This is a genomic window from Hymenobacter miniatus (assembly GCF_016427455.1).
Lineage (GTDB): Bacteria > Bacteroidota > Bacteroidia > Cytophagales > Hymenobacteraceae > Hymenobacter > Hymenobacter armeniacus.
Map to the genome: position 1 here is coordinate 125,992 of NZ_JAELXR010000005.1, position 23,492 is coordinate 149,483.

Sequence of the window (23,492 nt, forward strand, 5' to 3'; positions counted from 1 at the left end):
CCTTCAGGCTCCTTCTTCGGCCGATTTGTCACTGCTCTCCTTTCAAAAGGTTTCGGCCGCATCCTGCGCCCACCCCCCCTTCGGGCTGCGCGAGGGCCAGAACCTTGAATACCAGCTACTCGACGCCAAGGGCAAGCCCACTGGCACCTGGCGGTACCGCGTGGTAAAGATTAGCACTGATTCGACCGTGAAGAAGAAAAAAACGCTGTTGAGCACCACCGTGCGCCTGAAAAGCGGGCTTTACGACCTGTCCAACCACGTGCAGCAACAGCAGGACGTAACCTTCTTCTGCCGCCGCGACACGACCTTCACAGACGGCCTGGCCGAAATCAACTACGATGGGTTGAAGTCGTTTCGCGAGCGCCTTAAAAATTACACCGGCACTCCCCTGGCTTGGCCCAACAACCCCACCGTGGGCAGCAGCCTGCCCGAGGGCGGCGTGGTGGTGCAGGTGAGCAGCCCCTCCGTGGCCATTGCCAAGGTGAGCACCACCGTGCGCGACCGCAAGGTGAAAGCCGCCCCCACCCCCGTTACCGTGCCGGCTGGCACCTTCCGCTGCTACGTGGTGGAAAGCCAGCGCGAGCTGGCCACCGCCGCTCGCGCCGACCTCGTCCTCAAAAGCGCAGGCCGTCAGGTCGATTATTATGACCCGACAGTGGGCCTGGTCAAGACAGAGTACTACGACAAAGGCGGCAAGCTAACCTATTCGAAGGTTCTACTCAAGCATTAGCCAGCCCATAACTTATAGCTGGACTTCAATTTCTTATAGAATCATCCAGCCAATTTCATTCTGAGGCCCGCGAACCAGGCTGTAAGCTTTAGACTGGCCCAGAACCGCCACCGGCGCATGCGCAGCCAGGGCCCCCACGGCCGGCGCTTCACTCGCCGGGCCGGTCAATAGCTCTTTGCTGGCGGCCAGGTTCAGGCGCCGCAAGGGTGCGTCTTTGGCGCTCACCACGGCTTTGGCAAGCACGTAGCCGGCCTGTCCGCCGGGCGTGAGCACCCGCAGGGCCGTGCCCTGCTGGCCCACCACCAGCAGCGGCTCCTGCGGGGTGAGGCGGGCTACAGGCACGCGGCCGGCTCCCTTGGCTGGGGCCGAGGTAGGCTGCAGCCAGGCCGCTTCGCGCAGGCGCACAAAGTCGCCCCGGCGGTCGGGGCCCGGCGTGGCCGGGGCGGGGCTTTCGGCGCGGCGCACGAAGGGAAACGGGTCGACGGCGCCGCGGCCGCCGCGGTAGATGCCAAAGTGCAGGTGCGGCACCGTGGTACGGGCATTGCCCGTGTTGCCCACTAAGCCCAGCGTGTCGCCGGGCTGCACGCGCTGCCCCGGGCTCACCAGCTGCCGGTCGAGGTGGGCGTAGTAGAGGTGTTCGTTGTGCTCGGCATCGGTGAGCCACACCACGCGGCCGCCCAGCGGGGTTTCGCCGGTGCGCGTCACGTAGCCCGCCACGGCGGCCACAGCGGCCGTGCCTCTTGGCGCAAAAATATCGATGCCCTCGTGTCGGCGGGCGCCCCCGTCGCGGTCCGAACCCCAGAAGCTCCCCACGGCCACATCGGTGCGCCCCTGCACGGGGAACACGCTCAGGCTGGGCTCGCGGCTTACTTTGAGGGTGTAGCGGCCGGCGGCCAGCAATTCGGGCTGCAGGCGCAGCAGGTGCTGGGCATCGTTTTCGGCCCGGTAGCGGAAATCGAGCACCAAGGTGTCGGCGCTAGCAACGGGCAGGGGCACGCGGCCCGGCTCCATCTCAAAAGCGTCCAGAAACACGCGGGCGCTGGCGCCGGGAGCCACCGCCAGGCTTACGTGCACCTGCTCGCCGGCGCGCACAGCGTAGCGGTAGCTGGCCGCCAGGGGCCGCTCGGGGCGGAAATAGCCGGTTTCGGCAAAGGGCAGCGTCACCACCAGGGAGTCGCGCAGGGCGTTGTCAGCCGCGGCCAGCCAGCTGCGGCCGGCCGGGCGCCGGTCGAGCCCCGCCTGGTGCAGCTGGCGAGCGTAGGTCTCGTGCGGGGTGGCTTTCTGAAACAGCGCCTGCAGGGTTTGCTGCTTGCTGCAGCCGGCCAACGCCAGCATTCCGGCAAATAGCACGGCCCATAAAAATCCGGCGAGCAACCGGGGCGTCGGCTGCGGAGTTACTTCATCCATCTTGAATAGCATCCCTCCAAACACCGGGCACCCCGTGGTAGTTCGGCCAACAGCCCTTCCACGGCACGACCGGGCTACTACCTTTACGCTCCCATTTCGGCTCCCCTCACCCCGCCCATGAAGCTCATCGAATGCCCGCGCGACGCCATGCAGGGCCTCCCCGACTTTATCCCCACGGCCACCAAAACGGCCTACCTCAACGCCTTGCTGCAGGTCGGTTTTGATACGCTGGACTTTGGCTCGTTTGTGTCGCCCAAAGCCATTCCGCAGCTGCGCGACACGGCCGAAGTGCTGGCCGGCCTCGACCTAAGCACTACCAAAACCAAGCTGCTGGCCATTGTGGCCAACCAGCGCGGCGCCGAAACCGCGGCCCAATATCCTGAAATTGCCTACCTGGGCTTCCCGCTGTCGGTGTCGGAAACCTTCCAGCGGCGCAATACCAATCAGACTACCGAACAGGCGCTGGCCGACGTGGCCGCCATGCACAACCTCTGCGAGCGCAGCGGCAAGCAGCTGGTGGCCTACCTGTCGATGGGCTTCGGCAACCCCTACGGCGACGCCTGGAGCCCGGAAATCGTGACGGATTTTACCGAAAAGCTGGCGGCGCTGGGTGTGCCCATCGTGGCGCTGTCCGATACCATCGGGGCCTCCAACGCCGCTACTATTGCGCCGTTGTTTTCGGCCCTCATTCCCGCGTTTCCGGCCATCGAGTTTGGGGCGCACCTGCACACCACGCCCGGCACCTGGCGCGAAAAAGTGACGGCCGCCTACGACGCCGGGTGCCGCCGCTTCGATGGCGCCATCGGCGGCATCGGCGGCTGCCCCATGGCCGCCGATGAACTGACCGGCAACATGGCCACCGAGAACCTGCTGACGTTTCTGGCGGAACGGGGCGTTGACTCCAGATTGGATTTGGCGGCGTTTGCCCGGGCCCGGGAGGCCGCAACCGGCGTGTTTGCGTTTCACTAAGACAAGCCCCGGCCATGCCTACTACCGCCGACATCTTCATTCCCTGCTTCGTCGACCAGCTCTACCCCGCCACTGCGCTGAACATGGTGAAGGTGCTCGAACGCGTGGGTGTGCAGGTCAACTACAACCCCGACCAAACCTGTTGCGGCCAGCCGGCCTACAATGCCGGCTACCAAGACCAAAGCCGCGCCGTGGCCGGGAAATTTCTCCAGGATTTCGCCGCGCCCGCGCAGGACCAGCAGCGCTTCATTGTCAGTCCTTCGGCTTCTTGCGTGGGCATGGTCCGCAACAGCTACAACGAGCTATTTGCTGGCACCGCCCAGCAGCCCGCCTGTGGCGCCGTGCAGCGCCGTACCCACGAGCTCACCGAGTTCTTGGTAGATGTGTTGGGCATTACCGCCATACCCGGGGCCCGGCTGGAAGGCAAATACACCTACCACGACTCCTGCTCGGCCCTGCGCGAGTGCGACATCCGGCCGCAGCCGCGACAGCTGCTCGATGGCGTGGCCGGCCTGGAGCGCATTGAAATGGCCGAAACCAGCACCTGCTGCGGCTTCGGCGGCACGTTTGCGGTGAAGTTTGAGGCCATTTCGGTGGCCATGGCTCAGCAGAAAGTGGAACACGCCCTCGACACGGGCGCCAACTTCATTGTGAGCACCGACGTGAGCTGCCTCATGCACCTGGAATCCTACATCAAGCGCGAAAAGCTGCCGCTCAAGTGCCTGCACGTGGCGGACGTGCTGGCCAGCGGTTGGTAGATAATCTGGTCATTGCGAGCGCAGCGCAGCAATACGTCCTGTCAATACCAGACACCTCCTTTCCCAGAAAGCCCCGGCGCTGCGCAGCACCGGGGCTTTCTGTTTGAACTTATCCCATCCTTACAGGGCCTTCCGAATCCGCTCCTTGAGGCCTTCCGTGGCTTCGAGCAGCGGCAGGCGCACGGCGGCACCGCACACGCCCAAGGCCTCGAGGGCGGCTTTTACGCCCACGGGGTTGCTCTCCTCATACATCAGCGGGTTGAGGGGCAGCAGGCGGAACAGGCCTTCGCGGGCCGTGGCAAAATCGCCAGCCAGGGCGGCGCGGGTCAGGTCGGCAAAGCGCTTGGGGAAGGCGTTGGCCAGCACCGAGATGATGCCTTCGCCCCCGCAGGCAATGAGCGCCGGCGTCAGCACATCGTCGCCGGAGAGCAGCAGGAAGTCCTTAGGCTTGCGCGCGGCAATGGTCAGGCACTGCTCCATCAGCCCGCTCGCTTCTTTGATGCCGATGATGTTGGGGTGGTGCGCGAGGCGCAGCGTGGTTTCGGCGGTGATGTTGGAGGCCGTGCGGCCGGGCACGTTGTAGAGAATGATGGGCACGGGGCTGGCGTCGGCCAGGCGGTGGTAGTGTGCCACCAGGCCGGCCTGGCTGGGCTTGTTGTAGGCCGGGCTGGCCGACAGCACGGCGGCGATGCCGTCGAGGTCGGTGGTGCGCAGGGCTTCCACGGCGGCGGTCGTGTCGTTGCTGCCGATGCCGTACACCAGCGGCACGCGGCCGGCCACGTGCTCTTTGGCGATGCGCAGGAGCTCGGTTTTTTCGTCGGCCGTGGTGGTGGGCGACTCGCCGGTGGTGCCGTTCACCACGAGGTAGTCCACGCCGCCTTCGATGCAGAAATCGAGCAGGCGGCGCCACCCCGCGTAGTCCACCGTAAAGTCGGAAGTGAACGGGGTGATGAGGGCCACGCCGGTGCCATGAAAGAGCGGAAGGCGGGAATTTGTGTTGGTCATGCCGGGCTTTGGGAAGTAGTTTTGTGCAAAGGTAGGGGTGCGTCGCACGCACCCGGCGCGCCATTGCCGGCGACTACTCTCGTTTTTCCTGCCGCCCGCGTGGGCGGACGCGTGCGACGCGGCCCCGTTGCCATGAAATTTCCCTCTGCTTCCCTCCTGCTAGCGGCGCTGTCGCTGGCTGCCTGCGACTCCAAAGTTGCCACCACCGGCGAAACCGCCACCAGCTCCGCCACCGTGGAGGCCGTGGACCCGGCCGCCGCCGAAACCTCCGGCACCAAAGCCACCGCGGCCGACGAGGCCAACGCCGTGCCCGCGCCCGACCCCTCCACCATTCCGGCCGCCAGCGCCGGCAATGCCGCCGCCATCCTGGCCCGGCCGCAGGTGCCCATCCTGTGCTACCACCAGATTCGGGACTGGACCGCGCGTGACTCCAAAGGCGCCAAGGACTACATCGTGCCCATCGCAGCCTTCAAGGCCCAGATTAAGATGCTGGCCGACTCGGGCTACCATACCGTTTCGCCCGACCAGCTCTACGCCTACATGACCACCGGCGCCAAGCTGCCGAGCAAGCCCATCATGCTCACGTTCGACGACACGGATTTGGACCAGTTCACCATCGCCCGGCCCACGCTGGACCAGTACGGCTATAAGGCCATGTACTTCGTGATGACCGTGAGCCTGGGCCGCCCCCACTACATGACCAAGGCCATGGTGAAGCAGCTGTCCGACGAGGGCAACGTCATCGGCTCGCACACCTGGGACCACCACAACGTGAAGAAGTACCAGGGCAAAGACTGGGAAACCCAAATCGACAAGCCCACCAAAACCCTGGAAGAAATCACGGGCAAGAAAATCACCTACTTCGCCTACCCCTTCGGCCTCTGGAACCCGCAGGCTTTTCCAGAGCTGAAGAAGCGCGGCTTCGTGGCTGCCTTCTCGCTGGCCGAGAAGCGCGACCAGAACGACCCGCTGTTCACCATCCGCCGCATCATCGCCAGCGGCTACTGGTCGCCCAAGACGCTGCGCAACAACATCGTGCAGAGCTTCTAAGTGGCCAAGCCACCTCAGCCTGTGGGAAGGAGAATCGCCGTGGAGGCAGCGTGGTTGCTGGCTTGCTGGGGGTCCTCCTTCTTTTTTATGGCGTGGTTGCTCGGGTTCAAGCAGTTGTTGCAGCCCACGCTGGAAATCCAGATGCATAACACCTACTTCATCGTACCCGGGGCTCTGATACCGCTGCCCTTTTTCCTGCTGGAAGCCTCGCTGGTAACCGGCATTCGAATGGCGTTAGGCCGGCTTAATGACAGACTTGTCGTCATCATTTTTGCGCTGCTGACGGTGCTGCTGGCCGGTTTGCTTTTTTGGTTTGCGCATTCAATCCATTAAAACCGTCGCACAAAAAAAGCCCGTACAGTTTCTGTACGGGCTTTTTTTGTGACTAATCTGCATCAAAACAACGACCCTTGCACGCCCGGCCCCGAAGCAGCCGGTGCATCAATGGCTTCATCAGCGGCCGGGGCCTCGTCCGGATTGGGCAGCAGCGCCATCAGCTCACTTTCCGAAATGATGGGCACTTTGAAACCCAGCGCCTTCTCTCGCTTGGCGGGCCCCATGTTGTCGCCGGCCACCAAGTAGCTCAGCTTCTTGCTGATGGAGCCCGTGATTTTGCCGCCGTTGGAGATGATGAGCTGCTGCAGCTCGTCGCGGCTGTGGTTTTCGAACACGCCGGAAATCACGAAGGTGAGGCCCGCCAGCCGGTCGGAGGCCGGCACGGGCGCCTCGCCGGTCACGGCCAGCTGCACGCCGGCGGTGCGCAGGCGCTCAATCAGCTCGCGGTTTTCGGGCTGCTGAAACCAGTGCGCCGCCTGTGCGGCAATCACGCCGCCCACTTCGGGCACGGCGGCCATTTCTTCGGCCGAGGCCGCCATCATGGCGTCGATGCTGCGGTAGTGCGCGGCCAGCTTCTGGGCCACGGTTTCGCCCACGTAGCGGATGCCCAGCCCAAACAATACCCGCGGAAACGGCACCTGCTTGCTGGCCTCGATGCCGGCAATGAGGTTGTCGATGCTCTTATCGCCGAGGCGTTCCAGCGTCACCAGCTCGGCACGGCGGGCCGGCAGGTCGTAGATGTCGGCCACCGTTTTCACCATGCCCAGCTCAAAAAAGCGGCCCACCGTTTCGGCGCCCAGGCCGTCGATGTTCAGCGCCTTGCGCGACACGTAGTGCTCCAGCCGCGCCTTCAGCTGCGGCGGGCAGCCCCGCTCGTTGGGGCAGCGGAAATGGGCTTCGCCCTCGGGCCGCACCAGCGGCGTGCCACAGGCCGGGCACTCGGTGGGGTATTGGATGGGAACAGCCTCCGCAGGACGCGCCGAGAGGTCAACGCCCGTGATTTTGGGGATAATTTCGCCGCCCTTCTCCACGTACACGGTATCGCCAAGGCGAAGGTCGAGCAGCTCAATCTGGTTGGCGTTGTGCAGGGTGGCACGTTTCACCACGGTGCCGGCCAGCGGCACGGGTGTGAGCATGGCCACGGGCGTCACGGCGCCGGTGCGGCCCACGTTGTAAATTACTTCGTTGAGGCGGGTGCGGGCGGCCTCGGCCGGGTACTTGTACGCAATGGCCCAGCGCGGGCTTTTGGCGGTGTAGCCCAGCTGGTCCTGCTGGCGCAGGTTGTCTACCTTAATAACAATGCCGTCGGTGGCCACGGGCAGCTCAAAGCGTTTTTTGGCCCAGTGGTGCACAAAGTCAAGCACTTCTTCAATGCCGGAAGCGCGGCGCCAAGTATCCGATACGGGCAGGCCGTAGCGGCTCAGGGCTTCCAGGGCGGCGCTGTGGCTGCTGAAATGGCGGCCCGGCGTGAGCAAGGCGTAGGCGTAGAAGCGCAGCTTGCGGGCGGCTACTTGGCTGGAATCTTGGAGCTTGAGGGTGCCGCTGGCGGCGTTGCGCGGGTTGGCCAGCAGGGCTTCGCCGTTTTGCTCGCGCTCGGCGTTCAGCTCCGCAAACACGGGCAGGGGCATAAACACCTCGCCGCGCACTTCGAAATCCTGGGGCTGGTCGGGGCCGGGGCGCAGGGCCAGCGGCAGCGTTTTGATGGTGCGCACGTTGGGCGTCACCACGTCGCCGCGGGTGCCGTCGCCGCGCGTCACGCCCTGCGTGAGCTGGCCTTGCTCGTAGCTCAAACTCATGGCCACGCCGTCAAACTTCAACTCGCACACGTAGCTGTAGGGCGCGCCTTCCAGCCCGCGCTGCACCCGCTCGTCGAACTCGCGCAGGTCGTCTTCCGAATACGTATTGCCCAGGCTGAGCATCGGAAAGCGGTGCACCGCCGTCGGAAATTGCTTGGTGATGGTGCCGCCCACCCGGCGCGTGGGCGAGTTGGGCTGGGCCAGGTCCGGGTGCGCGGCTTCGAGCTGCTGCAGTTCGGCCAGCAGCTGGTCAAATTCCTGGTCCGACACTTCCGAAGTGTCGTTTTGGTAATACTGGTGGTTGAGGTGGTGCAGGCGCTCGGTGAGGGCCAGGATGCGCTGCTGAACGTCGGGGGTATCGGGCATGAGTGGGGCGCCAGACGGGGGCAAAAGAGGTCAGGGATTCTACTGGCGCAAGCTACGCCAGCGTTTTTACTTGCGTTACGCAACGAAAAAGGCCACCTCCGCGGGTGGCCTTTCTACTTCTTTCAAGCTCAGGGGCTAATGTTAGTTCACCACGCGCACGCCGTCGGCCATAAAAGTGAGCTGCTGCTCGTCCTGCGTGATGGCGGCAACTTCTTTTTCCGACTTGCCCGCGTCCTTGGCGTAGTGCTGCAGATCCGACTTGGGCACCGTGCTGCGGTAGGCCCAGCCGCTCACCACCACGTCGTGGCCGCTCAGGTCTTTGGGCACAAAAAAGCCGTAGTCCTTGAAGCGGACGCGCATCTGCTTGCCGTCGGCGGTGGGCAGCGTCATCCAGCAGCCTTTGGCCTGGCACACGGCCGAGGCCTTGCCCACCAGCTTCACTTGGGCCGAGTCGCGGGCGCCGAGGGCGGTGTTCAGGGCCGTCATGGGCAGGGCGCCGTCGGGGCTGATGGCGGCGCCGTAGGTCTGGCCGGGGGCCACGGGCGCGATGCTGGTGCTGCTGTGGTTTTCTTCGCCGGCTTCTTCCTCCTCGCCCGAACCCTTGGGCACTTCGGAGTTATGGCCATTCACTTCTTCCTGGCCCTGCTCCACGGGCAGCACGGGGTTGATGGGGGCCGAAGGCACAAACCGGATGTACAGCAGGATGGCCACTAAAACGGCAACGAACGAAAGAAAGAACTTCATGGGGAAAAGCAATAGAGAAACGGTGGATTTTCAGGAAAGCAAGCTTTTTCAAGCCTGTTATTGACTGATGATGACGGCTTTGCCCAGCTTGCGGGCAAAGGCGATGCGGTGCTCGGCTCCGCCGGCGCCCACAAAATCGAAGCCCACGGTGGCGGGGTCTTCGCGCAGGGCGGCCCAGGTTTTGGTGTCCATCTCGGCGGGCTGCTCGGCCCCGGGCGCCACGGCCGGCTGAATGAAGTGGCCATCCGCAAAGAAATTATTCATGCCCTGCAGAATGGCAATTTCCTGGTCGCGCACGCTGGCGGCCCGCGGGTCGGCCAGTGCCTTTTCGCTGAGCAGGGCGCGGGCCGGCAGCACTTCGTGGCGCAGGGTGTCGCCCTTGCTGTTGGTCACGATGAGGTGGGCCTGGGCCGTAATGACGCGGGGCCCGCGCAGCTCCAAAATGAAATTATCGGGCGCGGCCGGGTTCGAGAAAGCGTGGGTGGTGCTCACCGTGTTGAGTACGGTCTTGTTGCTCACGCGCGCGCGGGAGCCAGCCGGCGGCGGCGTGTAGGTGGTGCGCGGGTCGGCAGACGAGGAGCTCACTTCCCGTTCGGTGCTGACGCAGGAAGAAAGTTGAACGAGGCCCGCGGCCAGCGCTAACACGGCCGCGGCTTTAAAGGAATGAGTTTTCATGTAGAAATACCGGCGCTCGAAGTGGCCGGATGCACGAAGGTAAGGGAGGAAAATGGCGCTATGGCTATACGCGCCACCAGCCGCCACGCGGCCAGCGCACTTTTTACGACAAACCCCAGCCCGAAGATTTAGCGGGCCGCACATCGCCGCTAAAACAGGCCGATTTCCAGGCCCAGCACCCAGCGGGGCAGCTCGGGCCAGGCAGCGTAGGCCGGCGCAAACGCGGGCGTGAAGCGGCGCCGCACCACAAAGGCGTAGCGGTCGATGCCGAGGCGGGCGCCCGCGGTGCCGGTCCAGCGGCGCAGGTAGGGCAAGCCGCGCTCGGTGGTCTCGACGGAGCCGATGCCGGGGCCGGGCTCGTCTTCGGTGGTGTGGCTGGTGCCGGCCACCCAGCCGCCGCCCGCCAGCAGGTCGAGGTAGCGGCCCACCGAATTGCCGCGCCGGCCCGCATTGAAGCGCAGGCTGGTTTCGGCGTACACCTGGTGCAGGCCCAGGCTTTCGCGGCGGTGCAGCGTGGGCGTGGGCACGGTTTTGCCGGGCGTTTGGTCCAGGTCGAGGTGCTGGTAGGCGTAGCCAAGGTCGAAATTCAGGGCCAGGCTTTGGGAGAAGCGCACCTTGAGGCGCCCGCCCGCCCGCAGCTCGGCCGAGCCCAGCCCGTAGCGCACCGGCGTGCCCGCGCCGCCCGCCAGCAGCCCGTAGCCGAAGTAGCCGTGCGCGAAGTAGCGCCGGTTGGGCCCGAACGTGGTTTTGATGGTATCGTCGGCCACGTTGGCCTGCACCAGCACTTGCTGGGCCCGCACCTCGGGCCGCGCCAGCAGGGCCAGCAGCAAGCCCGTCAGCATCACCATCTGGTGCCTTGACGCAACGGCCTTGCGTTGAAAGTAGGATGCCATTGCCTTGCTCATTCTGAATAGCTTCCGGTATAGCCTTTAAAGTGCACCCGCAGCACTTCCCCGCCGCGCAGCAGCCGGCGCGGCACCTGCAGCACCAGGCGCTGGGTCACGGCGCGGGCTTCGTAGCGGTGCAGCACGCCGCGGCGGTCGGCCAGGTTCCAGTACAGGTAGGCCGGGTAGTTGGGCTCGGGCAGGGGCGCCAGCGGGGTGCTGCCGCCGGGCACGGGCTGCTCGCGGCCCACGCGGGGCGTGTTGCCATCGGCCGGGGCCTTGTCATCGGCCAGCAGCTCGGCCGCCAGCACCGCGCCGTTTTGGTCGGCCATGAGCGGCAGCACCTCGGCGGGCCGCACGGCCGCCTCGGCCCGGATGACCACAGCCACCAGGCTGTCGTGCGGCACAAAATCGAAAGAAGGTGCGGCGGCCGGCAGGCCCTTGCCCGGGCTGAAGCGCGCAAACCGCGGCCGGCCGTAGCCGTGCGCGTAGTCGAAGTACGGATACAGCTCCGCCGCCTGCTCCAGGGCCCGAAACAACTGCATGGCCGTGAGCTGGCGCTGCTGCTGCCACAGGCAGGCCGCCAGCCCGGCCAGCAGCGGCGACGAGAACGAGGTGCCTTCCAGCCGCTCGTAATCGTCGGTGGTGGTGGTGAGCACAATGCCGAAGGCCGCCACGTTGGGCTTGGGCCGGCGGTCGGCGGTGGGGCCGTAGGAACTGAAGTCGACGTGCAGGCCGGTTTCGGGGTCGAGCCCGCCCACGGCCAGCACCGAGTCGGCGTCGGCCGGCGTGCCGATGCGCACCCAGTCGTTGTCGCCGTCGTTGCCGGCGGCGCTGACTACCAGCATGCCTTTGCGGGCGGCCAGGTTGGCGGCCCGCGCTATCAGGCTGCGGCGGCCGTCCATGTGCTCAGGAAAATAGCGCTGCTCCGTGTAGGCCAACGACGAGTTGATGATGTCGGCCCCGAGGCGGTCGGCCCACTCCACGGCGGCCAGCCAAGCTTCTTCTTCGGCGTAGCGCTCGCGGTGCAGCTGCTCGGTGCGCGCCAGCAGGTAGTCGGCGGCCGGTGCTAGGCCCAGGGCGGGGCCTACCGGGCCCTCGGGCCGGCCGGGCAGGCGGCCGGCCAAGCAGCCCATTACCTCGGTGCCGTGGCTGCCGCCCAAAAACACGTTGTCGCTGTGGCGCAGAAAGTCGTGGGTGGCCACAATGCGCTTGTCGGCCACCAGCTGCTGAAACGCCGGATGGTCGGGCAGCCCCCGAAAGCCCACGTCAAACACCGCAATGCGCATCCCGCGCCCATCGAGGCCGGCGGCGCGCAGGGCCGGGCCGTCGAGGTGGGCGGTTTGGCGTCGGGCCAGCAGGTAGTCGTTGGCCGACAATGGCTTGGGAGAATGCGGGATTTGGTCAGCATGCTTAGGAGGCTTCGCCGCCGAAAACCTGGCAGTTTGTGCTTCCCGCAGTGGCCAAGGCATCACGGCCCGCACACCCGGCAACGCCGTCAGGGCCCGCGCCTGCGTCGGCGTGGCCCGGCACGCCACGGCATTAAACCAGCGGCTCACCAGCGTCACGGTGTCGACGCCAGCGGCCACGGCGGCCACGTAATCGGCCCGCACGGGCAGGTCGGTGGCATCGAAGGCGGGCAAGTGCTGGCGGACGCGGCGGGCCAGGGCTTCGGCCGAGAAGTACTGGCTGGCATCGAACCGCACTCCGTTTTTGTCGCGCAGCGTCACCCAGTACCGGGCCACGGGCTCGGCGCTTCTCCCCTGCCCGGCGGCGGGCCGGGCCAGCGCCGGGAGCAGCAGCACGCCCGCGCCCAGGCATCGCCACAGCTTGTTAAAAGACCTTTTGTTCACAGTCGGGTTCTCACGTTTCCTAGCTCCTGACCCATCCGCTGGCCGGTTTGTTTGCTGGTGTTGGCCGCCGGCTACAGCCCGTATTTGCTCAGCAGGTAAATCAGGGAGGCCATGCTGGCGCCGCCCAATTCCAGCTCGCGGCGGTTCACCTTGTCGAAGGTATCGGCGGCCGTGTGGTGAATGTCGAAATAGCGCTGCGAGTCGCACTTATAGCCGATGAGGGCCTTGGGCTGCACGGCAGCTTTCAGGGGCTCGATGTCGGTGCCGCCGTGGCCGGCGGTGATGTCGTCGACATTGTAGGGCTTGAGCAGTGGCGCCCAGCTGGCCACTTTGGCCAGGGTGGCGGCGTCCGACTCCAGCCCGAACCCGCGCGGCGTGAAGCCCCCGCCGTCCGACTCGATGGCGGCCACGTGAACTTCCTTGTTCTGAGCGGCCAGGCGGGCGTATTCATTGCCGCCGCGGGCGCCGTTTTCCTCGTTCATAAACAGCACCGCCCGCACGGTGCGCTCGGGCTTGTAGCCGGCGGCGCGCAGCAGGCGCAGCGCCTCGATGCTTTGCACGCAGCCGGTGCCGTCGTCGTGGGCGCCTTGGGCCAGGTCCCAAGAGTCGAGGTGGCCGCCCACGGTGATAATTTCCTGCGGGAACTTGCTGCCCCGGATTTCGCCCACCACATTGTAGCTTTTCTCGTCGGGCAGGGTGGTGCACTCCATTTCCAGCTCAAACTGCAGCTCGGGGTTGGCTTTCAGCAGCTGGCTGAGCTGGTCGGCGGCATTGGTGCTGAGGGCGGCGCCGGGCACCTTGGCCACGGCCGGGTCGTACTGCATGGTGCCCGTGTGCGGGTTGTCATCGCGGGCGCTGGTGAGGGAGCGCACCAGGGCACCCACGGCGCCGCGCTTGGCTGCCTCAATGGCGCCGCTGCGGCGCTGGTCGCCGGCGCGGCCGTAGGCGGCGCCCGGCTCAATCAGGGCGTCGTCGAACGGCCGGTTGTAGAACACGAATTTGCCTTTCACGGCGGCATCGGGCAACTTTTTCAGCTCGTCGAAGCTGTGCACTTCCACCACGCCGGCCTTGAGCTTGCCGCCGGTGCCCACCGAGCCGCCCAGCGCGCATACCGGCACCTTGATTTCCTTGCCTTTGTTGCCCACGATTTCGCCCTTTTCCTTGCCGCCGCGCACCCAGTGCGGCACCATCACCTCCTGCAGGTACACGCGGTCGAAACCAGCTTTTTCCATGGTGGCCTTGCCCCAGTCCACGGCCATTTGGGCCTGTGGCGAGCCCGACAGGCGCGGCCCGATGTTGCCGGTGAGGTAGCGCAGGTTTTCGTAACTCTCGCCGCGCAGCAAGGCTTCGTCGAAGATTTTGCGCAGGGCCACCGAGTCGGTTTTATCGGTCTTGGAAGGCGGGGCCGCGGCCGGCGCGGGTTTGGCCTTGCGGCGCACCTGGGCCTGCGTGGCGGGCACACTCAACGCCAGCAGCACGGCGGCGCTGACCAGAACTTTGGGAACGGAATACAGCATAAGGCAACAACCAAAACGCGCCCGCCAGTAGCGCCGGGCCGGGCGAAAGTACGGCGGCGGGCCGACGCCGGCCGGCTACTGCCCGTATTTGCTCACCGTCACGGTCGGGGCCGCGCCTTCGATGAGACTCACTTTAAACAGGTAATTGTATTCGCTGTCGGCAATGTCGGCCACCGGCCGCACGGCGCCCAGCGCTTCTATCTGCGGCAGCACGGTGTTGGAATGCCCCACCACCACCACGGTGCTGCCCACATACTGCGTTTTGATGAGTGCCGCCAGCACGGCTGGCTGCAGCGCATCATACACTTTGGGCACCAAGCCCGTGGTGGCAGCCAGCGGAGCCAGGGTGGCGCGCGTGCGCCGGGTGTCGGTGGTGAACAGCGCCACCGGCCCTAAACCGGCCAGCACTTTGCTCAGCTCCTGGGCCCGCGCTTCGCCCGCGGCCGAAAGCGCGGGGTCGGCCGAAGACGAGGTGTTGTCTTTTTCAGCGTGCCGCACCAAGTACACGGTGGTGGGCGCGGCCGCCACCGGCGGATAAAGCGGCCCCGTTTCGTGAGAGGAACAGCTGGCTAGGCCGCCCAAAGCGACGACAACCAGCATCGAAAGCAACCGACGAAAGCGCATAAGGCAGGGCAATGACTACGCTACAGGCTACTTTACGGGCGCGGCGGCGGGGGCCGCCAACGGCGCGGGGGCCATGGCCGCTTGGGGCGCTTTGCCCTTGCCGGCGGGCTTGCGCTCGGCGCCGTAGCCGCGCACTTCGGCCGTGGGCGACACGCCCTCGGCCACGCGCACGGTGAACAGGTAGTCGTACTCATTTTCGCCGATTTCGTCGACCGGCGGCACGGCCCCGAAGTCATCGACAAGCGACAGCACGTTGTTGGAATGGCCCACGATGACCACCGACTTGCCGGCGTACTCTTTCAGAATGAGGTCGGCGAGGTCGCGGCCCCGGCGCGGGTCATACTCCTTGGGTTCCAGCTTGGTGGCGGCGGCCAGCGGGGCCAGGGTGGCGCGGGTGCGCACGGTGTTGGTGGTGAAGAGCGCGGCGGGGTGGCGGCGCTCCAGGGTTTGGCGCAGGGCCTGGGCCCGCACCTGACCCACGGCCGACAGCGTGGGGTCGGCGGGGTTGGAGGTAGAATCCTTTTCGGCGTGCCGCACGATGTAAATCGTCGTTACGATGGGCTTCGCCTTGGTTTTGGGGGCGGCTTTGGTTTGGGCGGCCACCGGGCGGCTGGCAAAACCGGCCAATACGGCCAGCAGAACGAGAAAACGGAAAGGAAAACGTGCAGTCATGGGAGAAGAATGGGCTACGGGTTGCCCGAGCAAATTACGCCACAATCCCGAATGGTTTTCTGCCGGAGCGCGAATTTGCTTCATGTGCCCTTCAGGCCGCCGTGGCGTATGTTGCACCCGTTAACCTCATTCCGACCCTTACCCGCCCCACGCCATGCACGTCCTGCTCATCGAAGACGAAAAAAGCCTGCACCAGGAAATGCGTCAATTCCTGCTCCAGGCCCAGTATTTGGTCGACTCGGCCTACACCTACGCCGAAGCCTCGGAGAAACTGTACGTGAGCAGCTACGACTTTGTGCTCCTCGACCTGGGCCTGCCCGGCGGCGATGGCCTCGACCTGCTCAAGGAGGCCCGCCTCAACGAAAACCAGGAGGCCTCCTTCATCATCCTCACCGCCCGGGGCGCGCTCGACGACCGCATTCGCGGCCTCGACCTCGGGGCCGACGACTACCTGCCCAAACCCTTTTCGCTGCTGGAGCTCACCAGCCGCATGCAGGCCATCACGCGCCGCAAATTCAACCTGAAGCGGCCCGAAATCACCTTCGGCAACGGCTTCAGCATGGACCCCAACGCCCGCCTGGTGCGCCACGGCGGCCAGGAAGTGCCCCTTACCAAAAAGGAGTTCGACCTGCTGCACTACCTGCTGCTGCACCGCGGCCGCGTGCTCACCCGCCTGCAATTGGGCGAGCACCTCTGGGGCAACGTGCTGGAAGACGATTCCGATTCCAATTACATCGACGTGCACATCAAGAACGTGCGCAAGAAGCTGGCCCAGTTCGGCCCGGCCGACTTCCTCGAAACGGTGCGCGGCATCGGCTACCGCGCGGCGGAATAGTTGGCAATGGGTGAATGGGCGAATGAGTAAATGGGCGGATGGGCTTTAGCACTACCGCTGTTTTCTTCGCCCATTCGCCCATTCGCCCATTCACCCATTCACCCATTGCCCAAAGATGCGCCTCGAAGCCAAGCTGGCCATTTCGAATGCCGTTTCCAAGCTGCTGCTGGTGCTGCTGGGGGTGCTGGTCATTCCGCCCATTGTGCAGCGCGTGGCCGTGGCCCACACCGACTACCGCCTGCGCGACCAGCAGCGGCGGGTGCTGGCCCTCATTGCCCGCGACGGCCTGGTGGCGTTTGAGCGGGGCGAGCGCGCCGAAACCTACGCCGACTACAACATTTTTAAGCAGGAATACATCACCGTGACGCCGCTGCCGGCCGGCGCGCCGCTGCCACCCGAGCGCATTTTCGAGGAGCCCCGGCAGGTGGACGAGCAGGTGGAAGACTTCCGCATCCTGAGCTTTGCCCGCCCGCCCGGCGGGGCCGCCCGGCGGGCGTTTCGCCTCGAAATCGGCTCTTCGCTCGAAACCGTGGAGCTGCTCACGGCCACCCTGCGGCAGCTGGCGCTGTGGGTGCTCATTGCCGCCACGCTGCTCACGGTGGTGTCCGACGCCGCCGTGGCGCACTACCTGCTGGCGCCCCTGCGCGAGCTCATCGTGCGCAAGCTGCGGGGCATTCGCCAGCCGTCGGATTTTAACTTTGAACCCGTTGAAACTGATACCACTGACTTCCGCCGGCTCGACGACCGGTTGAACTCCTTGATGCGGCAGGTGCAGTCGGCTTTCGCCAAGGAACGGGAGTTTATGAGCAACGTGAGCCACGAGCTGCTCACCCCGGCCAGCATCCTGCAGTCGCGTTTCGAGAACATGCTGCAAGACCCCACCCTGCCCGAGGTGCACGCCCAGCAGATTGTGGAATCGCAGCGCACGCTCTACCGCCTGCGCAACACCGTGCGCACGCTGCTGCTCATCGCCAACATCGAAAACGAACAGTACCTGCGCGAAGAGCCCGTGGCCCTGGGCACCGTGGTGGCCGACGTGGCCGAGGAGCTGGACGACCGCCGCCAGCAGCGCGACATCACCCTGGAAGTGGACCTGACCGGCAACGACGTGCGCCCGCGGGCCAACGCCAGCCTGATGCACACGCTGCTGCGCAACCTGCTCTCGAACGCCATTAAATACAACCGCGAGGGCGGCCACATCCGGGTGGTGGGGCGGCCGGGGCCCGAAGGCAGCTACACCTTGCGGGTGGAAGACACCGGCCCGGGCATTGCGGCCGACCACCTCCCTTACCTGTTCGACCGGTTTCGGCGCTTCCACGCCAATGCGCCGGGCTCGCCCGAGGGCTACGGCCTGGGCTTGCCCATTGCCAAAACCATTGCCAGCTTTCACGGGGCCACGCTTCGGGCCGAGTCGGAGCTGGGCCAGGGCACGGCGTTTGTGCTGGAGTTCGGGCCCGAAGCCGGGTCGGCGGCCGGGTTCATGCCCTCTTCATAGGGGTGAACGTAACTTCGGGGAGTTATGGAATTCCCCGTGCAAATTCTGCTGAAACTCCTGATTTCGGGCCTGTTGCTCGTGGTCGCCATCGCCGTGACCGTCGAGCTGGTGGCCGTGCACCGGCTGGGTGCCGGCACCGCGGCTACGGCCACCGCCCACCCCGTGGTGGTGCGCAAAGCGGCTCACGTGCCCATGCCCACCAAGCTGGTGCGGCCCCTGCCGGCCCCGAAGCGCCTTGCCCGCCACCACGCCGGCTCCTGACGGACCCGGGCGGACCACCCGTGGCTACTCCGGTGCGGCTACGCCGTAGTCCTGGGCCGCAATGGGCTGGGGTGCCGAGGCGTCCTCGGTGGCCATGGGCAGCGGCAGCTGCCACTGCTGGCTGAGGTGGGCCAAGCCGTGGGCGGCGGTGAGGTCGAACTGGCACGGCACCACCGACACGTAGTTGTGCGCCAGCGCCCACTCGTCAGTATCGGTGCCGTGGTCGAGGTTGACGAACGAGCCGATGAGCCAGTAGTAGGGCCGCTGGTAGGGGTCGAGGCGGCGGTCGAACTCCTCCTGCCACTTGGCGCGGGCCTGCCGGGCCAGGCGCAGGCCGGCAATGGGCGTGTCGGAGTTTTTGGGAATGTTCACGTTCAGGGCCGTGCCGGTGGGAATGCCGTGCGTGAGGGCATGGCGGCACACCTGGCTCACCCACTCGGCCACGTGCGAAAAGTCGGCGTTGGGGCCGTATTCGCACAGCGAAAAGCCCACGGCGGGCAGGCCCTCAATGGCGGCTTCGATGGCCGCCGACATGGTGCCCGAATACAGCACATTCACGGAAGCGTTGGAGCCGTGGTTGATGCCGGACACCACGAGGTCGGGCGTGCGGTCTTTGAGCACGTAATGTTTGGCGATTTTCACGCAGTCGGCCGGGGTGCCGGAGCACTCGTAGGCCTCCACGTCGGGCCCGAAGACCGGGTTTTTGGTGAGGCGCAGGGCGTGGCCGATGGTGATGGCATGCCCCATGCCCGACTGCGGGGCGTCGGGGGCCACCACCACTACTTCGGCGCCCAGCGCCTGCACGATTTCGACCAGGTGGCGAATGCCGGGGGCGGTAATGCCGTCGTCGTTGGAAACCAGAATCAGGGGGCGAGCGGGGGCGTCGGACATGAAGCAGCAAATGGGTGATGCGGCCAAAGGTACGGCGCGCGTAGGGCGTGGTTCGGGTTTTGGAGTGAATTTGCGGCCATGTTTGCTCTCCTTCTCGCTTCGCTGATGTCCCTTTCCCCCACTCCGCCGGCCGCCGCGTGGCGCACGCCCTTCGAAAACGACCCCGCCGGCAACACCACGGCCACCTATGCGGAGTGCATCGGCTACTACCAGAAGCTGGCCGCCGCCTACCCGCAGCACCTGCACGTGGCCGAGGCCGGCCCCACCGACGCCGGCTTGCCCTTGCACGAGGTGGTGCTCAGCCCCGACGGCGACGCCGACCCGGCCAGCACGCGCCGCAAAAACCGGCGCATTCTGTTCATCCAGAACGGCATTCACCCCGGCGAGCCCGAGGGCATCGACGCCAGCATGATGCTGGCCCGCGACCTGATGCAGCAGAAAAGCCTGCAGAAGCTGTTGGGCAACGTGACGGTGGTCATCGTGCCCGTGTACAACATCGACGGCATGCTGAACCGCAACGCCACCACCCGCGTGAACCAGAACGGCCCGGCCGAGTACGGCTTCCGCGGCAATGCCCGGCACCTGGACCTGAACCGCGACTACATCAAGCAGGAATCGCGCAACGCCCGCTCGTTTGCGGCCCTGTTTCAGAAATGGCAGCCCGATGTATTTGTGGAAACGCACACCTCCAACGGCGCCGACTACCAGTACACCATGACGCTCATTGCCACCCAGCACAGCAAGCTGGCCCCGGCGCTGAGCACCTACCTGCAGGGCCAGCTGCTGCCGGCTCTCTACAAGGGCATGGAGCAAAAGAAGTGGCCCATGACGCCCTACGTGGACTTTGAGGGCAAAACGCCGGAAAGCGGCTTGCAGGCATTTCTGGAAACGCCCCGGTACTCGACGGGCTACGCGGCCCTGTTCAACACCATTGGCTTCATGCCCGAGACGCACATGCTCAAGGCCTTCGCGCCCCGCGTGCGTTCGACCTATGACTTCCTGAAAACCATGCTCGAAACCGTGGGGCAGCAGGCGCCCGCGCTGGCGGCGGCCCGCGCCCAGGCCGCCGCCGACATGGCGGCCCAAACCCGGTTCCCTCTGGGCTGGGAGCTGGACGACAGCCAATACGAAACGGTGCAGTTCCGCGGCTACGAGGGCAAGATGAAGCCCAGCGAAGTGAGCGGCCAGCCTCGCCTCTACTACGACCGCGCCGCGCCCTTCACCCGGCCGGTGAAATACTTCAACACTTTCACGCCAACGGTGGCGGCCACCCGGCCCACCGCCTACCTCATTCCCAGAGCCTGGGCCGAAGTGGTGGACCTTTTGCGGCGCAACGGGGCCACGCTGGAGCCGCTGGCCACCGAGGTGACGGTGCCCGTTGAAACCTACTATTTCGAAGATTTCAAAACCACTTCCAAGCCCTTCGAAGGCCACTACGTGCACAGCCAAGTGCGGCTGCGCACGGTGCGCGAAACCGCCAGCTTCCAGCCCGGCGACTTTGTGGTGTACCTCAACAACGCGGCCCCCATTCGCTACCTGATGGAAACCCTGGAGCCGCAGGCCACCGACTCGTTCTTTGCCTGGGGCTTCTTCGACAGCGTGCTGCAGCAAAAAGAGCATTTCTCCGACTACGTATTTGAGGACCTGGCCGCCGACCTGCTGCGCCGCGATGCCCCGTTGCGCGACCGGCTGGAGAAGCTCAAAAAGGACAACCCCGCCTTTGCTGCCAACGGCCCTGCCCAGCTCGAATGGGTGTACCTGAACTCGGCCTACCACGAGCCGGGCCACAACCGCTACCCGGTGGTGCGTTGGCTGGGCCAAGGCCGCGTAGAAGCGGCACGTTGATGCCAGCTTTGACCAATGGTAAACAGGCGTGCAATTTCTTCCAGCAATAAAACCATAATTTTTGCAATCATTTCACACCAATGCTTGGCATACAGAAAATATTTTGCGGTTGATTTTATTAAAATCGCAATACCCATCGATTCGTCCAGACGAAAACTAATAATGATGCAATCGTTTGCACTGACTTTTATTAATTTCTAAAAAGCCAGAATTCTGCACGTCAGTGGCTTGGGAGTGGCCCTCTACCTTGGTGGCCAACATTCACCATTCCCACCACTTCATGACAAACTTTTTGCGCGGGGTCACCCGCATTTCGTTCGCTGCCAGCCTGCTGCTAGCCGGCTGCGCCAAGGAGGCTACCCAGCCCAACGCGGGCCTGCCCGTAGCCGTGGCCCCCACCGCCGCCAACGCCACCGTGACCAACGGCGTGATGATGCAGGGCTTCTACTGGGACGTGCCTACCACCACCCCCGCCGGCACCTGGTGGCAAAACCTGGGCAGCAAAGCCACCGAGCTCGGCCAGGCCGGCATCACGGCCGTGTGGCTGCCGCCGGCCTACAAAGGCTCGGGCGCCCTCGACGTGGGCTACGGCGTGTATGACCGGTATGACCTGGGCGAGTTCAACCAGAAAGGCACCGTGGCCACCCGCTACGGCACGCTGGCCCAGCTGCAAAGCGCCATCGGGGCGCTGCACGGCCAGGGCGTGCAGGTGTACGAAGACATGGTGATGAACCACTTCACCTCGGCCGATGCGCAGGAGCTGGCCAACGGGCAATACAACGTGTACACGAGCTTCACCTACCCCGGCCGGGGCAACACCTACAGCAGCTACCAGTGGCACTGGGGCAACTTCACGGCCACCCAGCAGGCGCCCAACAACGGCTGGTACCAGTGGAAGGCCTACGACTTCCAGCCCTACGCCAACGGCGACGCCTACGACAACCTGCTCGGCTCGGAAATCCAATACAACGGCAACACGGCCAACGTGAACGAAACCATCAGCTGGGGCAACTGGATTACGACCAAGCTTGGGCTGGACGGCTACCGCCTCGACGCCACCAAGCACATCTACACGCCTTTCCTGAACCAGTGGCTGGACGCGGTGAAGGGCACCAGCGGCCGCTTTGCCGTGAGCGAAGCCTGGTTCCGCAACCTCACGGACCTGAACAACTACGCCGCCGCCACCGGGGGCCGCACCAGCCTGTTCGACGTGCCGCTGCACTACACCTTTCAGGACATGAGCAACGGCAACGGCGCCTGGGACATGCGCGGCCTGCAGTTTGCGGGCTTCACCGAGGCCAACGGGCCGCTGTCGGTTTCGTTCGTCGACAACCACGACACCGACCAGCAGGGCGGCGCGCTCTACTCGCCGGTGGTGAACCTGAAGATGCTGGCCTACGCCTACATCCTGACCCGTGAAAAAGGCTACCCCTGCGTGTTCTACCGCGACTTTTACGAATACGGCCTGGGCGCGCAGATTAAGAAGCTCATCGCCATTCGCAAAGCCAACGCCTACGGCGCGGCCAACGAATACACCAGCGTGAACGACGCCAACGTGTATGCCTACTCCCGCGCCGGCGACGCCACCCACAAAGGCCTGCTCCTGCTGCTGAACGACGGCAGCACGGCCGCCAGCAAGGGCATCACCACGCCCTTCGCCAACGCCACCCTCACCGACGCCACCGGCAACAACGCCGGCAGCATCACCACCAACGCCAGCGGCTACGCCGTGTTCCCGGTGGGGGCCCGCTCCTACGCCGTGTGGGTGCCCGGCGGCACCACCACGCCGCCTGCTACCGGCACCACGGCCGTGCAGTTCAACGTGACCTACAGCAACACCGTGACCGGCCAGGACGTGTACGTGCTGGGCAACAGCGCGCAGCTCGGCGCCTGGAACACGGCCAACGCCATCAAGCTCAGCGGCGCGGCCTACCCCAAGTGGAGCGGCACCATCAACCTGACCAGCGGCACGAGCGTGCAGTTTAAATACATCCGCAAGGACGCGGCCGGCAACGTGCTTTACGAAGGCGGCTCAAACCGCGTGTTCACCCCCACCGGCACCAGCCAAGTGCGCAACGATACCTGGCAGTAGCGGCAAGAAGCTTTCGCTCTTTTGACAACAAAAAAGGCTGACCTTCCGGGTCAGCCTTTTTTGCTTTTCGTAGGACATCATAAGATTCAGGTGGCTACTGGTTGAAGAAATGCCAGCCCCAGCGCAGCAGCTCGTAGCTGCCCCACCCGACCAGCGCCACCACTGCGGCGAGGAAAAGCAGCAGGAGCAGCACCAGGCCCTTGCCGCTGCCGGTGTGCCGGCCTTCGGCGTAGTGGCGGCGCAGCAGGGCCACGTTGCGCTCGTTGCTTTTGTAGGCGAAATCGAACAAGTTACCGAGGATGGGAATGCCGCCCACCACCGTGTCGAGCAGGATATTGAAGGCCATGCGCACCACCACGGCCCCGCTGGCGCCGTGCCGGAACATGGTCATGAGCAAGGCCACCGATACCACGGTGGTGGACAGGTCGCCCACCACGGGCAGCAGGCCCAGCAGCGGGTCGAGGCCGAAGCGGAAGCGGGTGCCGGGCAGCGCAAACTGGCTGTCCATGAGCCGGGCAATGCGCTCTACCCAGCGCAGGCGCTCATCGGCGTCGAAGGTGGCGGGGGTAGCGGGTTGCGGGCGGGGAAGCATGAGCGTGGGGTTTTGGGCATGGTACGCAACTGCGGCCACAATGGTCGGGGAAGCAGCAGCCGGAAACAGCCGAGCAGGACTTAGCCCATGAACAA

Annotated in this window: 22 protein-coding genes; 10 read left to right on the plus strand and 12 right to left on the minus strand. The window is 65.3% G+C overall.

Annotated elements, in window-relative coordinates:
• The first annotated feature begins 25 nt into the window (after positions 1-25).
• Positions 26-730 carry a TapB family protein gene (locus JAO73_RS09505; protein ID WP_198976828.1) on the plus strand — a complete coding sequence of 235 codons (705 nt, stop codon included), beginning with the start codon at positions 26-28 and terminating at the stop codon, positions 728-730.
• Positions 731-763: 33 nt separating this feature from the next.
• On the opposite strand, the gene JAO73_RS09510 is transcribed toward JAO73_RS09505, so the two are convergent.
• Complete coding sequence (locus JAO73_RS09510; RefSeq protein WP_198976829.1) at positions 764-2,080, minus strand: peptidoglycan DD-metalloendopeptidase family protein; 1,317 nt, start codon at positions 2,078-2,080, stop codon at positions 764-766.
• Positions 2,081-2,254: 174 nt separating this feature from the next.
• Here JAO73_RS09510 and JAO73_RS09515 point away from each other — a divergent pair, with 174 nt between their 5' ends.
• Positions 2,255-3,106, plus strand: coding sequence for a hydroxymethylglutaryl-CoA lyase (locus tag JAO73_RS09515; protein WP_198976830.1), 852 nt, complete (start codon positions 2,255-2,257; stop codon positions 3,104-3,106).
• Positions 3,107-3,120: 14 nt separating this feature from the next.
• Positions 3,121-3,864 carry a (Fe-S)-binding protein gene (locus JAO73_RS09520; RefSeq protein WP_198976831.1) on the plus strand — a complete coding sequence of 248 codons (744 nt, stop codon included), beginning with the start codon at positions 3,121-3,123 and terminating at the stop codon, positions 3,862-3,864.
• 120 nt (positions 3,865-3,984) lie between these two features.
• On the opposite strand, the gene dapA is transcribed toward JAO73_RS09520, so the two are convergent.
• Entirely contained in the window at positions 3,985-4,869 is an 885-nt protein-coding gene (gene dapA, locus JAO73_RS09525) for a 4-hydroxy-tetrahydrodipicolinate synthase (protein ID WP_198976832.1), read from the minus strand.
• A gap of 132 nt (positions 4,870-5,001) precedes the next feature.
• Here dapA and JAO73_RS09530 point away from each other — a divergent pair, with 132 nt between their 5' ends.
• A complete protein-coding gene (locus tag JAO73_RS09530) occupies positions 5,002-5,919 on the plus strand; it encodes a polysaccharide deacetylase family protein (protein ID WP_190922400.1) in 918 nt (305 codons plus the stop codon).
• Between the two features lie 87 nt (positions 5,920-6,006).
• Positions 6,007-6,252 carry a hypothetical protein gene (locus JAO73_RS09535; RefSeq protein ID WP_198976833.1) on the plus strand — a complete coding sequence of 82 codons (246 nt, stop codon included), beginning with the start codon at positions 6,007-6,009 and terminating at the stop codon, positions 6,250-6,252.
• Between the two features lie 62 nt (positions 6,253-6,314).
• On the opposite strand, the gene ligA is transcribed toward JAO73_RS09535, so the two are convergent.
• The 8 genes from ligA to JAO73_RS09575 form a co-directional block, all read right to left on the minus strand.
• Positions 6,315-8,417, minus strand: coding sequence for an NAD-dependent DNA ligase LigA (gene ligA, locus JAO73_RS09540; RefSeq protein WP_198976834.1), 2,103 nt, complete (start codon positions 8,415-8,417; stop codon positions 6,315-6,317).
• A 141-nt stretch (positions 8,418-8,558) separates the two neighbouring features.
• Complete coding sequence (locus tag JAO73_RS09545) at positions 8,559-9,161, minus strand: DUF4920 domain-containing protein (RefSeq protein WP_198976835.1); 603 nt, start codon at positions 9,159-9,161, stop codon at positions 8,559-8,561.
• A gap of 57 nt (positions 9,162-9,218) precedes the next feature.
• Entirely contained in the window at positions 9,219-9,836 is a 618-nt protein-coding gene (locus tag JAO73_RS09550; protein ID WP_198976836.1) for a hypothetical protein, read from the minus strand.
• Positions 9,837-9,985: 149 nt separating this feature from the next.
• Positions 9,986-10,729, minus strand: coding sequence for a hypothetical protein (locus JAO73_RS09555; RefSeq protein WP_198976837.1), 744 nt, complete (start codon positions 10,727-10,729; stop codon positions 9,986-9,988).
• Between the two features lie 8 nt (positions 10,730-10,737).
• The gene (locus JAO73_RS09560) at positions 10,738-12,573 is read right to left on the minus strand and encodes a S8 family serine peptidase (RefSeq protein ID WP_198976838.1); all 1,836 of its coding nucleotides are present in this window, start codon (positions 12,571-12,573) and stop codon (positions 10,738-10,740) included.
• 71 nt (positions 12,574-12,644) lie between these two features.
• A complete protein-coding gene (locus JAO73_RS09565; protein WP_198976839.1) occupies positions 12,645-14,090 on the minus strand; it encodes a M20/M25/M40 family metallo-hydrolase in 1,446 nt (481 codons plus the stop codon).
• Between the two features lie 75 nt (positions 14,091-14,165).
• Entirely contained in the window at positions 14,166-14,690 is a 525-nt protein-coding gene (locus JAO73_RS09570) for a histidine phosphatase family protein (RefSeq protein WP_198976840.1), read from the minus strand.
• Between the two features lie 51 nt (positions 14,691-14,741).
• Entirely contained in the window at positions 14,742-15,386 is a 645-nt protein-coding gene (locus JAO73_RS09575) for a phosphoglycerate mutase family protein (protein ID WP_198976841.1), read from the minus strand.
• Positions 15,387-15,540: 154 nt separating this feature from the next.
• On the opposite strand from JAO73_RS09575, the gene JAO73_RS09580 reads away from it, so the two are divergent.
• The 3 genes from JAO73_RS09580 to JAO73_RS09590 all read left to right on the plus strand — a co-directional run bounded on the left by JAO73_RS09580 (position 15,541) and on the right by JAO73_RS09590 (position 17,977).
• Positions 15,541-16,221: a response regulator transcription factor gene (locus JAO73_RS09580; RefSeq protein ID WP_198976842.1), complete on the plus strand. Its 681-nt coding sequence runs from the start codon at positions 15,541-15,543 to the stop codon at positions 16,219-16,221.
• A 115-nt stretch (positions 16,222-16,336) separates the two neighbouring features.
• The gene (locus JAO73_RS09585; protein WP_198976843.1) at positions 16,337-17,716 is read left to right on the plus strand and encodes a sensor histidine kinase; all 1,380 of its coding nucleotides are present in this window, start codon (positions 16,337-16,339) and stop codon (positions 17,714-17,716) included.
• 24 nt (positions 17,717-17,740) lie between these two features.
• Positions 17,741-17,977, plus strand: coding sequence for a hypothetical protein (locus tag JAO73_RS09590; RefSeq protein WP_198976844.1), 237 nt, complete (start codon positions 17,741-17,743; stop codon positions 17,975-17,977).
• Between the two features lie 24 nt (positions 17,978-18,001).
• On the opposite strand, the gene surE is transcribed toward JAO73_RS09590, so the two are convergent.
• The gene (surE, locus tag JAO73_RS09595; protein WP_190922388.1) at positions 18,002-18,868 is read right to left on the minus strand and encodes a 5'/3'-nucleotidase SurE; all 867 of its coding nucleotides are present in this window, start codon (positions 18,866-18,868) and stop codon (positions 18,002-18,004) included.
• A 105-nt stretch (positions 18,869-18,973) separates the two neighbouring features.
• Between surE and JAO73_RS09600 the strand changes: the two genes are divergently transcribed.
• Positions 18,974-20,713, plus strand: a complete 1,740-nt coding sequence (locus JAO73_RS09600) for a M14 family metallopeptidase (protein ID WP_233169069.1) — start codon at positions 18,974-18,976, stop codon at positions 20,711-20,713.
• Positions 20,714-20,993: 280 nt separating this feature from the next.
• Entirely contained in the window at positions 20,994-22,805 is a 1,812-nt protein-coding gene (locus JAO73_RS09605; protein ID WP_198976846.1) for an alpha-amylase domain-containing protein, read from the plus strand.
• Positions 22,806-22,899: 94 nt separating this feature from the next.
• On the opposite strand, the gene JAO73_RS09610 is transcribed toward JAO73_RS09605, so the two are convergent.
• A complete protein-coding gene (locus JAO73_RS09610) occupies positions 22,900-23,397 on the minus strand; it encodes a DUF4112 domain-containing protein (RefSeq protein WP_198976847.1) in 498 nt (165 codons plus the stop codon).
• Positions 23,398-23,492 lie beyond the last annotated feature (95 nt).

Bases quoted from the DNA above. Each gene is read 5' to 3' on its own strand.
- JAO73_RS09605 (WP_198976846.1), top strand. From the start codon at position 20,994: ATGACAAACTTTTTGCGCGGGGTCACCCGCATTTCGTTCGCTGCCAGC.
- dapA (WP_198976832.1), bottom strand. From the start codon at position 4,869: ATGACCAACACAAATTCCCGCCTTCCGCTCTTTCATGGCACCGGCGTG.
- JAO73_RS09550 (WP_198976836.1), bottom strand. From the start codon at position 9,836: ATGAAAACTCATTCCTTTAAAGCCGCGGCCGTGTTAGCGCTGGCCGCG.
- JAO73_RS09555 (WP_198976837.1), bottom strand. From the start codon at position 10,729: ATGGCATCCTACTTTCAACGCAAGGCCGTTGCGTCAAGGCACCAGATG.
- JAO73_RS09565 (WP_198976839.1), bottom strand. From the start codon at position 14,090: ATGCTGTATTCCGTTCCCAAAGTTCTGGTCAGCGCCGCCGTGCTGCTG.
- JAO73_RS09545 (WP_198976835.1), bottom strand. From the start codon at position 9,161: ATGAAGTTCTTTCTTTCGTTCGTTGCCGTTTTAGTGGCCATCCTGCTG.
- JAO73_RS09515 (WP_198976830.1), top strand. From the start codon at position 2,255: ATGAAGCTCATCGAATGCCCGCGCGACGCCATGCAGGGCCTCCCCGAC.
- JAO73_RS09570 (WP_198976840.1), bottom strand. From the start codon at position 14,690: ATGCTGGTTGTCGTCGCTTTGGGCGGCCTAGCCAGCTGTTCCTCTCAC.
- JAO73_RS09585 (WP_198976843.1), top strand. From the start codon at position 16,337: ATGCGCCTCGAAGCCAAGCTGGCCATTTCGAATGCCGTTTCCAAGCTG.
- ligA (WP_198976834.1), bottom strand. From the start codon at position 8,417: ATGCCCGATACCCCCGACGTTCAGCAGCGCATCCTGGCCCTCACCGAG.
- JAO73_RS09530 (WP_190922400.1), top strand. From the start codon at position 5,002: ATGAAATTTCCCTCTGCTTCCCTCCTGCTAGCGGCGCTGTCGCTGGCT.
- JAO73_RS09590 (WP_198976844.1), top strand. From the start codon at position 17,741: ATGGAATTCCCCGTGCAAATTCTGCTGAAACTCCTGATTTCGGGCCTG.
- JAO73_RS09535 (WP_198976833.1), top strand. From the start codon at position 6,007: ATGGCGTGGTTGCTCGGGTTCAAGCAGTTGTTGCAGCCCACGCTGGAA.
- surE (WP_190922388.1), bottom strand. From the start codon at position 18,868: ATGTCCGACGCCCCCGCTCGCCCCCTGATTCTGGTTTCCAACGACGAC.
- JAO73_RS09610 (WP_198976847.1), bottom strand. From the start codon at position 23,397: ATGCTTCCCCGCCCGCAACCCGCTACCCCCGCCACCTTCGACGCCGAT.
- JAO73_RS09600 (WP_233169069.1), top strand. From the start codon at position 18,974: ATGTCCCTTTCCCCCACTCCGCCGGCCGCCGCGTGGCGCACGCCCTTC.
- JAO73_RS09580 (WP_198976842.1), top strand. From the start codon at position 15,541: ATGCACGTCCTGCTCATCGAAGACGAAAAAAGCCTGCACCAGGAAATG.
- JAO73_RS09520 (WP_198976831.1), top strand. From the start codon at position 3,121: ATGCCTACTACCGCCGACATCTTCATTCCCTGCTTCGTCGACCAGCTC.
- JAO73_RS09575 (WP_198976841.1), bottom strand. From the start codon at position 15,386: ATGACTGCACGTTTTCCTTTCCGTTTTCTCGTTCTGCTGGCCGTATTG.